The organism is Variovorax sp. R-27 (assembly GCF_049913215.1).
In the GTDB taxonomy this organism is placed as follows: Bacteria; Pseudomonadota; Gammaproteobacteria; order Burkholderiales; family Burkholderiaceae_C; genus Variovorax.
This window is the reverse complement of sequence record NZ_CP183984.1, coordinates 3,274,111-3,288,627: the sequence shown is the minus strand read 5'-3', so window position 1 is coordinate 3,288,627 and position 14,517 is coordinate 3,274,111. Positions and strand designations below refer to the sequence as shown.

Below are 14,517 nucleotides of genomic sequence, written 5' to 3'. Positions count from 1 at the left end.
CCATGTCCAAAGACATCCAATCCCGCCTGCACGCCGAGCTCGCAGAGCGCACGCGCCACCTGCAGACCGTCGCCGAAGCCCTGAAGACCGAGCTCTTCGGCATCGACGACATCATCGACCGCGTGATCGATTCGCTGCGCGCCTGGTATGTGCTGCCGCAGATCATCAGCCGCCCCGTCATCGTCTGCCTCTGGGGCCTCACCGGCACCGGCAAGACGCAGCTGGTGCGCAAGCTCGCGCAGCACCTGGGCTTCTACGACCGCTTCATCGAAGTGCAGATGGACGGCTTCAGCCATGGCTCGGGCTACCACAGCCGCGGCTCCATCTCGGCCATGCTGGCCGAATCGGGCATCGCCGAAGGCACGCCCGGCATCCTGGTGCTCGACGAGTTCCAGCGCTTTCGCACGGTCGACGGCAACGGCAACGACGCCAAGGTCGAGCGCTACCAGGACGTGTGGGCACTGCTGTCCGACGGCCGCCTGCCGCCCGCGCTCTCGATGCTCGGCGAGATCGAGTCGTCGCTGGCGCATGCCGAGTTCGTGCAGGACCGCGACGGCGCCGACAAGAAGAAGTTCGACAAGAAGCGCAAGCTGCACCTGTCGCCCTGGGAGGCGCGCGAAGTCAAGCGCTGCCTGAAGCTCTCCGAGACCCTGCTGCAGATCATGGCGTGGAAGCCCGCCGAGGTGCACGCGCGCCTGCGCGCCTTCCGCGACACGCAGCAAAGCTGGGAGACCGACTACAGCAAGCTGCTGGTGTTCGTCTCGGGCAACCTCGACGAGATGTACGCCGAGACGGCCCAGCGCGTCGAAGACTGTGACACCGACGCCGACATCTTCCACGCGCTGACGAAGAAGCTCTCCGTCATCGACGTGAAGAAGGCGCTGGCCGAGCGCTTCCGCCCCGAGCAGATCGCCCGACTGGGCAACAACCACGTGATCTATCCCTCATTCAACCGCGCGACCTACGTGCGCCTGATCCTGTCGATCTGCGACCGCTACGTGGGCGAGATCCAGGAAAGCTCCGGCGTGCGCTTCGTGCTCGACGCGAGCGTGTACGAGCAGATCTACGCCAACGCCGTGTTCCCGGCACAGGGCACGCGCCCGCTGTTCTCGTCGATCCACGCGATCCTGAGCGCGACGCTGGTCAATGCCGCGCTGTGGGCGCTGGAGCAACGCGCCGACGGCAACGAACCGGTGTGGCTCACGCTGGACGCGGGCGCCTCGTGCATCACGGCCAAGTACCGCAAGGCGCTCCGCCAGTTTCCGGTCGCGCTGGAGCTGAACCGCCTCAAGCAGCGTTCGAGCGAAGACTTCCGCGCCCTGCTCGCCGTGCACGAGGCAGGCCACGGCGTGGCCTACGGCCTGCTGTTCGCCCGCGCGCCGCAGGAGATCAAGATCAACGTGGCCTCGTTCGAGGGCGGCTACAACAGCTACGAGCAGCGCAAGGCCTGGTCGAAGGAGAACCTGCGCGACCGCATCTGCGTGAGCCTCGCGGGCCGAGCTGCCGAGCAACTGGTGTTCGGCGAACAGGCCTGCACCTCCGGCGCCACGCAAGACTTCATGCAGGCGACCGCCTATGCCGCGCAGTACGTGCGCCACTTCGCCTTCGGCACGCGCCTGAGCCGCACCGACGTCGCGAACGACCCGGGCGACAACGTCAACACCGACATCGAGGTGACCAACCCCGAGATCGAGGCCCTGCTGGCGCAGGAGCACGCACGCGCACTGGCACTGCTCGACGCGCATACGCCTGCGCTGATGGCGGTGGTCGACGCACTGCTGCGCGAGGGCTCCATCGCGCCGGCCGAACTGGCCGCGATGCTCGAGTTGCCGGACCCGGCGGCCGGCGCGGCCACGGATGCCTACGCGGCGCTGCTGGCGACCTTCCGCGCCCGCAACGCCGGCCTGCCACCGCCAACGCCCCCCACGGGCGCAGGAGCGGCCATTCCCGCCAGCGCAGCCCGCGTGCTGCGCGCGATCGCCTGAGTCAGGCAAATGACGCCTCATGAATGCACAATCACGCCCCATGTCCACCGTCTTCAATTTCACCTTCGTGCCCTGGTTCCGCTCGGTCGCGCCCTACATCCACACGCACCGCGGTAAGACTTTCGTGGTCGGCCTGGCGGGCGAGGCGATTGCGGCGGGCAAGCTGCAGAACATTGCGCAAGACCTGGCACTGATCCAGAGCATGGGCGTGAAGATCGTGCTGGTGCACGGCTTCCGGCCGCAGGTCAACGAACAGCTCGCGGCCAAGGGCCACGAGGCGCGCTATTCGCACGGCATCCGCATCACCGACGAAGTGGCGCTCGACTCCGCGCAGGAAGCCGCCGGCCAGCTGCGCTACGAAATCGAGGCTGCCTTCAGCCAGGGCCTGCCCAACACGCCGATGGCGGGCTCGACGGTGCGGGTGATCTCGGGCAACTTCATCACTGCGCGCCCGGTCGGCGTGGTCGACGGGGTGGACTTCAAGCATTCGGGCCTGGTGCGCAAGGTGGACGCGGCCGGCATCCGCCGCACGCTGGACTTCGGCGCGATGGTGCTGATGTCGCCCTTCGGCTTCTCGCCCACCGGCGAGGCCTTCAACCTGACGATGGAAGAGGTGGCCACCAGCGTCGCCATCTCCATCCAGGCCGACAAGCTGATCTTCCTGACCGAGATCCCGGGCATCCGCATCGACAGCGAGCTGCCCGAGAGCGAAGACAACCCGATCGACACCGAGCTGCCGCTGGACGCCGCCGAAAAGCTGCTGGCCTCGCTGCCGCCGGCCCAGAAGCCGACCGACACGGCCTTCTATCTGCAGCACTGTGTGAAGGCCTGCAAGGGCGGCGTGGAGCGCAACCACATCCTGCCCTTTGCGCTCGACGGCTCGCTGCTGCTGGAGGTGTACGTGCACGACGGCGTCGGCACCATGGTGATCGACGAGAAGCTCGAAAGCCTGCGCGAAGCCACGGTGGACGACATCGGAGGCATCCTGCAGCTGATCGAGCCCTTCGAGCGTGACGGCACGCTGGTCAAGCGCGACCGCAACGAGATCGAGCGCGACGTGGGCCACTACACGGTGATCGAGCACGACGGCGTGATCTTCGGCTGCGCGGCGCTCTATCCCTACCCCGAGGCGCGCACCGCCGAGATGGCCGCGCTTACGGTTTCGCCCCAATCGCAGTCGCAGGGCGACGGCGAGCGCATCCTCAAGCGCATCGAGCATCGCGCCAAGGCCATGGGCCTGGACAGCATCTTCGTGCTCACCACGCGCACCATGCATTGGTTCCTCAAGCGCGGCTTCCAGCAGGTCAACCCCGACTGGCTGCCCGAAGCGCGCAAGCGCAAGTACAACTGGGATCGCAAGAGCCAGGTGCTGGTCAAGAAGATCTGACCGCCCGCTGAAAACCCACGAAGGAGACTGCCCCGATGACGCTCGCTACCGCCCTTCTCTTCGCCATCGTGGCCTTCGCGGCCATCGCCACGCCCGGCCCCACGGTGCTGCTGGCGCTCAGCAACGGTTCGCGCCACGGCGTGCGCCGGGCCCTGCCGGGCATGCTCGGTGCGGTGCTGTCCGACTTCGTGCTGGTCGGCGCCGTGGCGCTCGGCCTGGGCGCGCTGCTGGCGGCGTCGGAGTTCTGGTTCTCGATGCTGAAGTGGGTCGGTGCGGTGTACCTGGCCTGGCTCGGGCTGCGCATGCTGCGCTCCAAGGGCGGTTTTCACCTGCCGGCGGCCGATGCCGCGCCTTCGGTCACGGCGGGCGAAAGCCGGCGCATCTTCTTCAAGTCTTTCCTGGTGGCGGTGACCAACCCCAAGGGCTACATCTTCTGCTCGGCCCTGCTGCCGCAGTTCATCGATCCCTCGGCCGCGCAGGCGCCGCAATACATCGTCATTGCGCTGATCTTCGCGGGCCTGGACATGGCTGTGATGCTGGCCTATGCCTTCGTCGGCGCCCGCGCGATTCGGCTGCTGACGGTGTCGGCCACGCGCTGGATCGATCGCGCCTGCGGCGGCATGCTGCTGGCGCTGGCCGGCTCGCTGGCCTTCTACCGGCGCAGCGCGACCTGACGCCTGCCAGCTGTCATGGCTGCCAGTAGCCGCTTCGGCAGGAGCGGTAACACCTGTCACCGATAATCCCGGGCATGAATCCCCTGCTTTCCCGGTTGCAACCCTATCCCTTCGAACGGCTGAAGCAACTGTTCGCGGGCGTCACGCCCAACCCCGAGTTCCCGGCCATCAGCCTGGGCATTGGCGAACCCAAGCACGCCACGCCGGGCTTCATCAAGGACGCCCTGAGCGCCAGCCTCGGCGCGCTGGCCGCCTACCCCGCCACCGCCGGCGACCTGGCGCTGCGCACCGCCTTCACCGACTGGCTGAAAACCCGCTACAGCCTTGCCCTCGACCCAGCCACGCAAGTGCTGCCCGTCAATGGTTCGCGCGAAGCACTGTTCTCGCTGGCGCAGACCGTGGTCGACCCCACCGTTTCGCCGCAGCCGGTGGTGATGTCGCCCAATCCGTTCTATCAAATCTACGAGGGCGCGGCCCTGCTCTCGGGCGCCGAGCCGTACTACGCGGCCAGCGTGCCCGCGCGCAATTTCGCAGTCGACTGGGACAGCGTGCCCGAGGCCGTCTGGGCCCGCACGCAGCTGGTGTTCGTCTGCTCGCCGGGCAACCCGACGGGCGCGGTGATGTCGCTGGACGAGTGGAAGAAGCTCTTCGCCCTGTCTGACCGCCACGGCTTCGTGATCGCCGCCGACGAGTGCTACAGCGAGATCTACTTCCGCGACGAGCCCCCGCTCAGCGGCCTCGAAGCCTCGGTGAAGCTCGGCCGGCCCGACTTCCGCAACCTGATTGCGCTGACCTCGCTGTCCAAGCGCAGCAACGTGCCCGGCCTGCGCAGCGGTTTCGTGGCGGGCGACGCGGCCATCATCAAGAAGTTTCTGCTCTATCGCACCTACCACGGCAGCGCCATGAGCGGCACCGTGGCCGCAGCCAGCATCGCGGCCTGGGGCGACGAGTCGCACGTGGTCGACAACCGCGCCCAGTACCGCGCCAAGTTCGCGGCCGTCACGCCGCTGCTCGAACCCGTGCTCGACGTGCGGCTGCCCGACGCCAGTTTCTACCTCTGGGCCGGCGTGCCCGAAGTGTGGGCTGGCGACGACGAAGCCTTCGCCCGCGCGCTCTACGCTCAATACAATGTGACGGTTCTGCCGGGGAGCTATCTCGCGCGCGAGACCGCGCACAGCGCCAACCCGGGCCGCGGCCGCATCCGCATGGCACTGGTGGCCGAAACAGCCGAATGCGTGGAGGCCGCCGAGCGCATCGTCCGCTTCTGCAAGGACGCCCGCCGCTGACCCGCTTTCCTGCCCCGATTTTTCACCCGAGACCTTCTCAATGACCCAGCAACTGCAACAAATCATCGACGCCGCGTGGGACGACCGCGCCAACATCTCGCCCACCGCCTCGTCGGCCGAAGTGCGCGACGCCGTCGAGCACGTCATCACCGAGCTCAACAACGGCAAGCTGCGCGTGGCAACCCGCGAAGCCGTCGGCCAGTGGACCGTGCACCAGTGGATCAAGAAGGCCGTGCTGCTGTCGTTCCGCCTGAAGGACAACGAGCAGATGCAGGCCGGCTCGCTCGGCTTCTACGACAAGGTGCCCACCAAGTTCTCGCACCTGTCGGCCGGTGAGCTGAAGGAATCGGGCGTGCGCATCGTGCCGCCGGCCGTGGCCCGCCGAGGCAGCTTCATCGCCAAGGGCGCGATCCTGATGCCCTCGTACGTGAACATCGGCGCCTACGTGGGCGAAGGCACCATGGTCGACACCTGGGCCACCGTGGGTTCGTGCGCACAAATTGGCGCCAACGTGCACCTGTCGGGCGGCGTCGGCATCGGCGGCGTGCTCGAGCCGCTGCAGGCCGGCCCCACCATCATCGAAGACAACTGCTTCATCGGCGCCCGCTCGGAAGTGGTCGAAGGCGTGGTGGTCGAAGAAAACTCGGTGCTGTCGATGGGCGTGTTCATCGGCCAGAGCACCCCCATTTACGACCGCGCCACCGGCGAAACCCATTTCGGCCGCGTGCCCGCCGGCTCGGTCGTCGTGGCAGGCAGCCTGCCCAAGGACAACGGCCGCTACAGCATGTACGCAGCCATCATCGTGAAGAAGGTCGACGCCAAGACGCGTTCCACCACTTCGCTGAACGACCTGCTGCGCGACTGATCGGCTCCTTCAAGGCCGAACCCTTTTCCCCTTAGAGAAAACAACAGCACCCGAGGAGAGAGACCGATGAACATGATGGAGCGAATTCTTCGTTTGATGGCCGAGCGCAAGGCCTCCGACATCTACCTCTCGGCCCACTCCCCGGTGCTGATCCGAATCAACGGCATCTGCGTGCCCATCAACGCGCAGGTGCTGCCTGCGACCGCACCGCTCGCGCTGCTGTCCGAAGTGGTGCCCGCCGCCCGCATCCAGGAGCTGGAAAGCACGGGCGAACTCAACATGGCCGTCGCCCTCGAAGGCGCCGGCAACTACCGCGTGAGCGCCATGCGCCAGCGCGGCACCTACGCGGTGGTGGTGCGGCACATTGCCGCCGACATCCCGAGCTTTGCCGATCTGAACCTGCCCGACATCCTGAAGACGCTGATCATGGAAAAGCGCGGGCTGATCCTGATGGTCGGCGCCACCGGCGCGGGCAAGACCACCACGCTGGCCTCGATGCTCGACTACCGCAACGAGCACGCCAGCGGCCACATCCTCACGGTCGAGGAGCCGATCGAGTTCACCTACACCAACAAGAAGTCGGTGGTGAACCAGCGCGATGTGGGCAGCGACACCACCTCGCTGCAGACGGCGCTGAAGAACGCGCTGCGCCAGGCGCCCGACGTGATCCAGATCGGCGAAATCCGCGACCGCGACACCATGACCGCCGCCATCGCCTACGCGCAGTCCGGCCACCTGTGCGTGGCCACGCTGCACGCCAACAACAGCTACCGCGCGCTGAACCGTATCCTGAGCTTCTTCCCGGTCGAGGTGCGGCCCACGCTGCTGGGCGACCTGGGCGGCGCGCTGCGCGCCATCGTCTCGCAGCGCCTGCTGCGCACGCCGGCCGGCGGCCGCGTGCCGGCGCTCGAAGTCATGCTCAACACCGCGCTGGTGGCCGAGCTGATCGAAAAGGGCGACTTCTCCGCGGTGAAAGAAGCGATGGAAAAGTCGATGGCCGAAGGCTCGCAGACCTTCGAGGAAGACATCGCCCGCCTCATCACCGAAGAGCGCGTCACACGCGAAGAAGGCCTGTCGCAAGCCGACTCGCCCACCAACCTGATGTGGCGCCTGCAGAACCGCGCCGCGCCCAAGCCACAGGTCGACGACCGCAATCTGACCGACCAGGTCGACGAACCCACCTTCACCGACATCACGCTCGACGTGAAGTTCTGAACCAAGCCTTTTCCCGATGTCCCGTACGCTCCAGCTCGCCGAACAACTCATCTCGCGCCCCTCCGTCACCCCCGACGATGCGGGCTGCCAACAGATCCTCGGCGAGCGGCTGGCGCAACTGGGCTTCACGCTGGAAACCATCGAAAGCGGCCCGGCCGACTTCCGCGTGACCAACCTGTGGGCGGTGCGCCGCCCCGCGAACGCGGTCGCGACCAAGACGCTTGTGTTCGCCGGCCACACCGACGTGGTGCCCACCGGCCCCGTCGAGCAATGGACCAGCCACCCCTTCACGCCCACGCACCGCGACGGCAAGCTCTACGGCCGCGGCGCCTGCGACATGAAGACCTCGGTGGCGGCCTTCGTGACCTCGATCGAGGAATTCCTGCAGGCCGTGCCCGAGTCGAAGCTCACGCTGGCGCTGCTGCTCACCAGCGATGAAGAAGGCCCGGGCGTCGACGGCACCGTCATCGTCTGCAATGCGCTGGCCGCTCGAGGCGAGGTCATCGACTACTGCATCGTCGGCGAACCCACTGCCGTGGAGCGCTGCGGCGACATGATCAAGAACGGCCGTCGCGGCACCATGAGCGGCAAGCTCACGGTCAAGGGCGTACAAGGGCACATCGCCTATCCGCACCTGGCGAAGAACCCGGTCCATTCGGTGGCGCCCGCGCTGGCCGAACTGGTGGCCATCAACGCCGCCGGCGGCTGGGACACCGCAAGCAATCCCTATTTCCAGCCGACCAGCTGGCAGATCAGCAATTTCCATTCGGGCACGGGCGCGAGCAATGTGATTCCGGGCAGCGCGGTGATCGACTTCAACTTCCGCTTCTCGACCGAATCCACGCCCGAGTCGCTGCAGCAGCGCGTGCACGCCGTGCTCGACGCGCACAAGGTCGACTACACGCTGGCCTGGACCATCGGCGGCCTGCCCTTCCTGACCGCGCCGGGCGAACTGGTCACGGCCGTGCAGGGCGCCATCCGCGACGAGACCGGCATCGAGACCGAGCTGTCGACCAGCGGCGGCACCAGCGACGCTCGCTTCATCGCCAAGATCTGCAAGCAGGTGGTCGAGCTGGGCCCGGTGAACGCCAGCATCCACAAGATCGACGAGCACATCGACGTGGCCGAGATCGAGACGCTGAAGAACATCTACGTGCGCACGCTGAAGCGGCTCGACGCTGCGCTTGCTGCATGAGCACCGTCATCGAACTGATCGAGTCGGGCGCCAAGAAGCTCGAAGAGGCCGGCGTGGCCTTCGGCCACGGTACTGCCAACGCCTTCGACGAAGCCGCATGGCTCGTGCTGTGGCGCCTGAAGCTGCCGCTGGACGACATCGACAGCGTGGCCGACAGGCCCGTGTCGCCCGCGGACGCCGGCAAGGTCGCCGCACTCATCGACGAGCGCATCACCACGCGCAAGCCTGCCGCCTACCTCACCAAGGAAGCGTGGCTGCAGGGCGTGCCCTTCTATGTGGACGAGCGCGCCATCGTGCCGCGCAGCTTCATCGCCGAGCTGATCGCCGATGGCAGCATCGACTACTGGCTGGACGAACACACGCAGCGCGTGCTCGACCTGTGCACCGGCAACGGCAGCCTCGCGGTGCTCGCGGCGCTGACTTACCCGGACGTGACGGTGGACGCGGCCGACCTGTCGGTCGAGGCACTTGAAGTGGCCGCAATCAACGTCGCCCGCCACCAGCTGGACGCCCGCGTCACGCTGATCGAATCGGACGGGCTGAAGAACCTGCCCGGCCCGTACGACCTCGTGCTGTGCAACCCGCCCTACGTGAACAGCGCCAGCATGGCCGCCCTGCCCGCCGAATACCGCGCCGAGCCTGAGCTTGCGCTGGCCGGCGGCGCCGACGGAATGGATTTCGTGCGCCAGCTGTTCGCCGACGCGCCCTCGCGCATGAGCGAACAGGCCGTGCTGGTGCTGGAAATCGGCAACGAGCGCGACTATTTCGAAGCCGCCTTCCCGCAGCTCGAAGTCGTCTGGCTCGAAACCTCGGCGGGCGAGGACCAGGTCTTGCTTGTCACGCGTGACGCCCTGGTGGCCGGCGCCGGCGTGCGTTAGCGGCGCCCGCCCCAAGCCCCCTTCAGCCGTTTTCTCGCAGCCATTGGCCGCGAAACCCCATTCACCGGGCCATTCCCCGCGCCTGCCGCGCCTTTCCCCTGCGCTTTTGCCCCCTTTCGCCGGGCCGCAAAGGACGGGCGGGATAATCGCCCCTACGGTTCCTCTTTCATGATTACTCTCAAAAACGTCATTCTTCGCCGCAGCGCCAAGGTTCTGCTCGACGGCGCCACCGTCACCCTCAACCCCGGCGAAAAGGTCGGCCTGGTGGGGCGCAACGGCGCCGGCAAGTCGACCCTGTTCGCCCTGCTCAACGGCACGCTGCACGAAGACGGCGGCGATTTCTCGGTGCCCAAGCACTGGCGCATGGCCCAGGTGGCGCAGAACATGCCCGAAACCGAAGAGTCGGCAACCGACTTCGTGGTGGGCGGCGACACCCGCCTGACCGAGCTGCGCGAGTCGCTGGCCGCCATCGAGGCCGCCTACACCGAGAACCCCGACGACGCCGACATCGGCATGGAGCTGGCCCACGCCTACACCGACCTGGCCGACGCCGGCGAGCACGACGCCGTGCCGCGCGCACAGGCGCTCATCCTGGGGCTGGGCTTCAAGTCGCACGAGCTCGACGAGCCCGTCAACAGCTTCTCCGGCGGCTGGCGCATGCGCCTGCAGCTGGCCCGCGCGCTGATGTGCCCGAGCGACCTGCTTCTGCTCGACGAACCCACCAACCACCTGGACCTGGACGCGCTCGTCTGGCTCGAAGCCTGGCTGCAGAAGTACCCGGGCACGATGATCGTCATCAGCCACGACCGCGAGTTTCTCGATGCCGTGACCGACGTCACCCTGCACATCGCCAACGCCCAGCTCACGCGCTACGGCGGCAACTACAGCAAGTTCGAGGACATGCGCGCGCTGCAGATGGAGCAGCAGCAGGTTGCCTTCAGCAAGCAGCAGGACAAGATCGCCCACCTGCAGAAGTTCATCGACCGCTTCAAGGCCAAGGCCAGCAAGGCCAAGCAGGCGCAAAGCCGGGTCAAGGCGCTGGAACGCATGGAGCGCGTGGCGCCGCTGCTGGCCGAGGCAGACTTCACCTTCGAGTTCAAGGAGCCGGGCAACATTCCCAACCCGATGCTGTCGATCAGCAACGCGAGCTTCGGCTACGAGATCGAGAACGAAGAGCCGAAAACCATCCTGCGCGGCGTCAGCCGTTCGGTGCTGGCAGGGCAGCGCATCGGCATCCTGGGCGCCAACGGCCAAGGCAAGTCGACGCTGGTGAAGACCATCGCGCGCGAAATGGGCGCGCTGGCCGGCCAGGTGACCGAGGGCAAGGGCCTGAACATCGGCTACTTCGCGCAACAGGAACTCGACGTGCTGCGCCCGCAAGACACCCCGCTCGAACACATGGTGCGCATGGCGCGCGAACTCGGCAGCAGCGTGAAGGAAGCCACTGGCGAGCAGGCGCTGCGCGGCTTCCTCGGCAGCTTCAACTTCAGCGGCGACATGGTCAAGCAAGCCGTGGGCACCATGAGCGGCGGCGAAAAAGCCCGCCTCGTGCTGGCAATGATGGTGTGGCAGCGCCCCAACCTGCTGCTGCTCGACGAGCCCACCAACCACCTGGACCTCGCCACCCGCGAAGCCCTGGCCGTGGCGCTCAACGAGTTCGAGGGCACGCTGATGCTGGTGAGCCACGACCGTGCGCTGCTGCGCTCGGTGTGCGACGAGTTCTGGTTGGTCGGCCGCGGCGTGGTCGGCGACTTCGACGGCGACCTGGACGACTACCAGCGCTACCTGCTCGACGAAGCCAAGCGCCTGCGCGAAGAGGCCAAGGTGGCCGTGCGCGAGGCCGTCAGCGCGGCGGCTGCGGCCGCTGCTGCACCGCCGGTGGCCGCGCCCGCCGCCCCGCAGCAGCGCAAGCAGGACGCGCAAGAGCGCCAGCAGCGCAGCGACCAGGCCAAGCCGATCAAGCGCGAGATCGCCCAGATCGACGAGCGCCTGGCTGCGGCCGGCACCGAGCGCACCGCGCTCGAGGCACGCCTTGCGCAACCGCTGCCTTCCGCCGAGATCGCCGAAGCCGGCAAGCGGCTGAAGGCGCTCAACGATGAAATCGGCCGCCTCGAAGAGCGCTGGCTGGCCCTGTCGGACCAGCTGGAAGCGCTCGCGGCCTGAGCCTGGAAGCCGACAACAAGGGAGCCGCTGGATGCCGTCTGCAATCGAACTGGCCCGGGGTGACGAAAAACTCATCGCCGCCGTGCACCGCAGCCGCCGCCTCATCACCCGCAAGGCGCTGATGGCGGCCGCGGCCAGCGCCGTTCCCCTGCCCGGCATCGACTGGATGGCCGACGCCGCGCTGCTCTCGCGGCTGGTGCCGCAGATCAGCGCGGAATTCGGCCTTTCGGTCACCCAGGTCGAAAAGCTCGCACCGCACCAGCGCGAGCGCATCCAGAAGGCCGCGACCACGGTCGGCGCCCTGCTGGTCGGGCGGCTCGTCACGCGCGACCTGCTGATCCGGCTGGCAAAGCACGCGGGCGTGCGCCTCACCGCCAAGCAGGCGACCAAGTACGTGCCCATTGCCGGGCAGATCGTGTCGGCCGCGCTCGGCTATGCGGCGCTGCGGGCGCTCGGCGAGCAGCACATCAAGGACTGCGTGCGCGTCAGCTCCACCCTCGCTCTCGCGCCGCCCGAACCGCACGCGAGCGCCTGAGCGCCTCGCGGTCGAACAGCACCTGCGCCGCCCACGCCGCGCAGACCAGCCCGAAGCAGCCGCCGCCAGCGATGGCCGGGCGCGCCGCGATCAGCCCGACAACCAGCCCCGCCAGGGACAGCAGCGCCAACAGCACGCACAGCGCGCGGTCGAGCCACAGGCCCGACGGCAATCGTCTGCGGCGCACAGCCTATTCATTCATTGATCGATGGCTGGCGAAAGCCCTGCGGCGCGGGCTTGAGCGCTTCTTCTTTCATCCGCTGCTCGTAGGCGGCCAGCAGCGCGAGGTAGTGGCGCGACATGACGTCGCCCACCCTCCCCAGGCCGATCTTGCTGACCGTTGGCTGCGGAATTCCGGTTCTCTGTTCGATCTGCTTCTGCGTGAGCCCCATGGCCCTCAGCGCCAGCACCAACTCGCGTGGCTTCATGGCATTACTCCCTTTTTTTAATATTCTAGAGTTTGGGAAGAATATTCGTTTGGGCTTAAATCCCCAACCGATGGAGAGCATTGCCACACGCGCATTGGCTGCGCGCAAATTCGCCAAGATGACGCAGAAGCAGGCCGAAGCGGCTTCCGGCGTCAAACAGTCCAGCATTTCCAAGATCGAGCGGGGGGACGTCAGCCGGTCGATGAGCGTGCTCGCGCTGGCGCGCGCCTACCGCGCCGACCCGCACTGGCTCGACACCGGCGACGGCCCCGCCCCCTGGGACGAAGACCAGATCCGCCAGGCCCGCGACAAGGCCAACGAGCCGCCGGGCCCGTACCGGGTGACGCACATAGCGCCGTTGATTCCGTCGTTCTCGCCCCGCACGCCCGGCACCGTGCCCCTTATTTCCTGGGCGGATGCCGCCAACTGGGACAGCCACGAAGTCTCGCAACAGCCGCGTGCCGAGCGCTGGATTCCCTGCATCGCCCACCACAGCCTCCAGAGCTACGCCCTGCGCGTGCGCGGCGACAGCATGACGGCGTCCAGCGGCCACCTGAAGAGCTATCCCGCAGAGTCGATCGTGTTCGTCGATACGTCGCTGAGGAAGCCCGAGGACGGCGAACGCATCATCGCGAAGCTCGAGGACAGCGGCGAAGTCACGTTCAAGGTCTACAAGGAAGACGACGGCCGACGCTGGCTGCTGCCGCTGAATCCGAAGCACGAGCCAGTGCGCGAGGCCTTCACCGTGCTGGGCACCGTCGTCGGCAAATGGGAAGACGAAGACTGAGCGCAGACGGTCCAAAAATTAGCGAGGAATGAGCCTGGAACAAGATTCCAGCGAGGTCAGGTTGCGTGCAGGTTCACAGGCGATATTCATGTCTCTCCCTGTGGCCTGCATCCTCTGATCCTCCCTCCTCCAGCAGGTCACCTTCAAGCCCGCCTAGTGCGGGCTTTTTTTTGCTCGCCCCCAGGCTGCGCGCACTTCGTGTCGCTTCTCCTTCCCCCTCCCGGGGGCAACACCTGAGGCCCGGCGGAGCCGGTTCCTCGGTGTTTCTGGAAGGGGGCGGGGGCGCCTTGCTTATTTGGGGAGCAGCACTTTGTTGACCACGTGGATCACGCCGTTCGACTGGTAGACGTTGGGAATCGTCACCGTAGCGGTGCCGCCTTTCTCGTCGGTGAGGGTGATCTTGCCGCTCTTTTCCTTGGCTACGAGCGTGCCGCCGGCCACGGTCTTGAGTTCGGCCGAGCCCTTGCCGGCCTTGATCTCTTTCTTCAGCGCGGCTGCGTCCAGCTTGCCGGCCACCACGTGGTAGGTCAGCACGCCGGTCAGGGCGTCTTTGCTTTCGGGCTTGAGCAGGGTATCGACGGTGCCGGCCGGCAGTGCGGCGAAGGCGGCGTTGGTGGGCGCGAACACGGTGAACGGACCGGGGCCCTTGAGCGTGTCGACCAGGCCAGCAGCCTTGACTGCGGCAACCAGCGTCGTGTGGTCCTTGGAGTTGACTGCGTTGTCGATGATGTCCTTGGTCGGCAACATCGGCGCGCCGCCCACCATGACCGAAGCCGCGAGGGCCGAGACCGCGCCGGCAGACAGTGCGATGGCGAGAGAGACGGCGGCGAGGCGATGAAGTTTGCGCTGCATGAAGATGCTCCTGGTTGAATGAATGACCGACCACCGCGAAATGGCAGCGGCTGTCTTCAATACGGGAGCCCGCGCGGAACAGATTCGGCAACGGCGAAAAGAAAAAGGAAAGCAAAGGACTGCATTCCGGTAGCCGCGGTTCGCGCCGTGCCCATGCATTTCGCACCACGCAGTGCAAATTTCGTCGCATCGCTCTTGCGGCGTGGAGCGCAGACGACGACATTTCAGGAAAGTCAGGTATCCCGGACGGTCCGGGTGTACAACCGC

At 66.9% G+C, this 14,517-nt stretch carries 14 protein-coding genes; 11 read left to right on the top strand and 3 right to left on the bottom strand.

The annotated features are described in order from the left end of the window. Positions 1-2 precede the first annotated feature (2 nt). From ACN9MV_RS15325 to ACN9MV_RS15280, 10 genes are all read left to right on the top strand, one after another. A complete protein-coding gene (locus tag ACN9MV_RS15325) occupies positions 3-1,985 on the top strand; it encodes an AAA family ATPase (protein ID WP_426392970.1) in 1,983 nt (660 codons plus the stop codon). Positions 1,986-2,025: 40 nt separating this feature from the next. Then, complete coding sequence (argA, locus tag ACN9MV_RS15320; protein WP_307614096.1) at positions 2,026-3,372, top strand: amino-acid N-acetyltransferase; 1,347 nt, start codon at positions 2,026-2,028, stop codon at positions 3,370-3,372. Positions 3,373-3,407: 35 nt separating this feature from the next. Then, entirely contained in the window at positions 3,408-4,046 is a 639-nt protein-coding gene (locus ACN9MV_RS15315) for a LysE family translocator (protein WP_093074616.1), read from the top strand. A gap of 74 nt (positions 4,047-4,120) precedes the next feature. Beyond that, on the top strand, positions 4,121-5,332 hold the full coding sequence (gene dapC, locus ACN9MV_RS15310) for a succinyldiaminopimelate transaminase (protein WP_307614095.1): 1,212 nt from the start codon (positions 4,121-4,123) through the stop codon (positions 5,330-5,332). Positions 5,333-5,372: 40 nt separating this feature from the next. Further along, positions 5,373-6,197: a 2,3,4,5-tetrahydropyridine-2,6-dicarboxylate N-succinyltransferase gene (gene dapD / locus ACN9MV_RS15305; RefSeq protein ID WP_093054703.1), complete on the top strand. Its 825-nt coding sequence runs from the start codon at positions 5,373-5,375 to the stop codon at positions 6,195-6,197. Positions 6,198-6,263: 66 nt separating this feature from the next. Beyond that, the gene (locus ACN9MV_RS15300; protein WP_093054701.1) at positions 6,264-7,412 is read left to right on the top strand and encodes a PilT/PilU family type 4a pilus ATPase; all 1,149 of its coding nucleotides are present in this window, start codon (positions 6,264-6,266) and stop codon (positions 7,410-7,412) included. 16 nt (positions 7,413-7,428) lie between these two features. Next, a complete protein-coding gene (dapE, locus tag ACN9MV_RS15295) occupies positions 7,429-8,607 on the top strand; it encodes a succinyl-diaminopimelate desuccinylase (protein WP_426392968.1) in 1,179 nt (392 codons plus the stop codon). Beyond that, positions 8,604-9,485, top strand: coding sequence for a 50S ribosomal protein L3 N(5)-glutamine methyltransferase (prmB, locus tag ACN9MV_RS15290; protein ID WP_426392967.1), 882 nt, complete (start codon positions 8,604-8,606; stop codon positions 9,483-9,485). The genes dapE and prmB overlap by 4 nt, the downstream gene beginning before the upstream one ends. A 168-nt stretch (positions 9,486-9,653) precedes the next feature. Beyond that, on the top strand, positions 9,654-11,648 hold the full coding sequence (locus ACN9MV_RS15285; RefSeq protein WP_093054695.1) for an ABC-F family ATP-binding cassette domain-containing protein: 1,995 nt from the start codon (positions 9,654-9,656) through the stop codon (positions 11,646-11,648). A gap of 31 nt (positions 11,649-11,679) precedes the next feature. Continuing rightward, the gene (locus ACN9MV_RS15280) at positions 11,680-12,183 is read left to right on the top strand and encodes a hypothetical protein (RefSeq protein WP_093054693.1); all 504 of its coding nucleotides are present in this window, start codon (positions 11,680-11,682) and stop codon (positions 12,181-12,183) included. On the opposite strand, the gene ACN9MV_RS15275 is transcribed toward ACN9MV_RS15280, so the two are convergent. Together ACN9MV_RS15275 and ACN9MV_RS15270 are read right to left on the bottom strand one after the other, a co-directional pair. Beyond that, positions 12,134-12,370 (bottom strand): hypothetical protein, encoded by a 237-nt coding sequence (locus ACN9MV_RS15275; RefSeq protein ID WP_143047733.1) that lies wholly within the window; start codon positions 12,368-12,370, stop codon positions 12,134-12,136. The genes ACN9MV_RS15280 and ACN9MV_RS15275 overlap by 50 nt on opposite strands. A gap of 7 nt (positions 12,371-12,377) precedes the next feature. Continuing rightward, a complete protein-coding gene (locus tag ACN9MV_RS15270) occupies positions 12,378-12,611 on the bottom strand; it encodes a transcriptional regulator (protein WP_093054689.1) in 234 nt (77 codons plus the stop codon). Positions 12,612-12,681: 70 nt separating this feature from the next. Here ACN9MV_RS15270 and ACN9MV_RS15265 point away from each other — a divergent pair, with 70 nt between their 5' ends. Next, positions 12,682-13,398: a helix-turn-helix domain-containing protein gene (locus ACN9MV_RS15265; RefSeq protein WP_093054687.1), complete on the top strand. Its 717-nt coding sequence runs from the start codon at positions 12,682-12,684 to the stop codon at positions 13,396-13,398. Between the two features lie 291 nt (positions 13,399-13,689). Here ACN9MV_RS15265 and ACN9MV_RS15260 read toward each other — a convergent pair whose 3' ends face one another. After that, a complete protein-coding gene (locus tag ACN9MV_RS15260) occupies positions 13,690-14,250 on the bottom strand; it encodes a fasciclin domain-containing protein (protein ID WP_093054685.1) in 561 nt (186 codons plus the stop codon). Positions 14,251-14,517 lie beyond the last annotated feature (267 nt).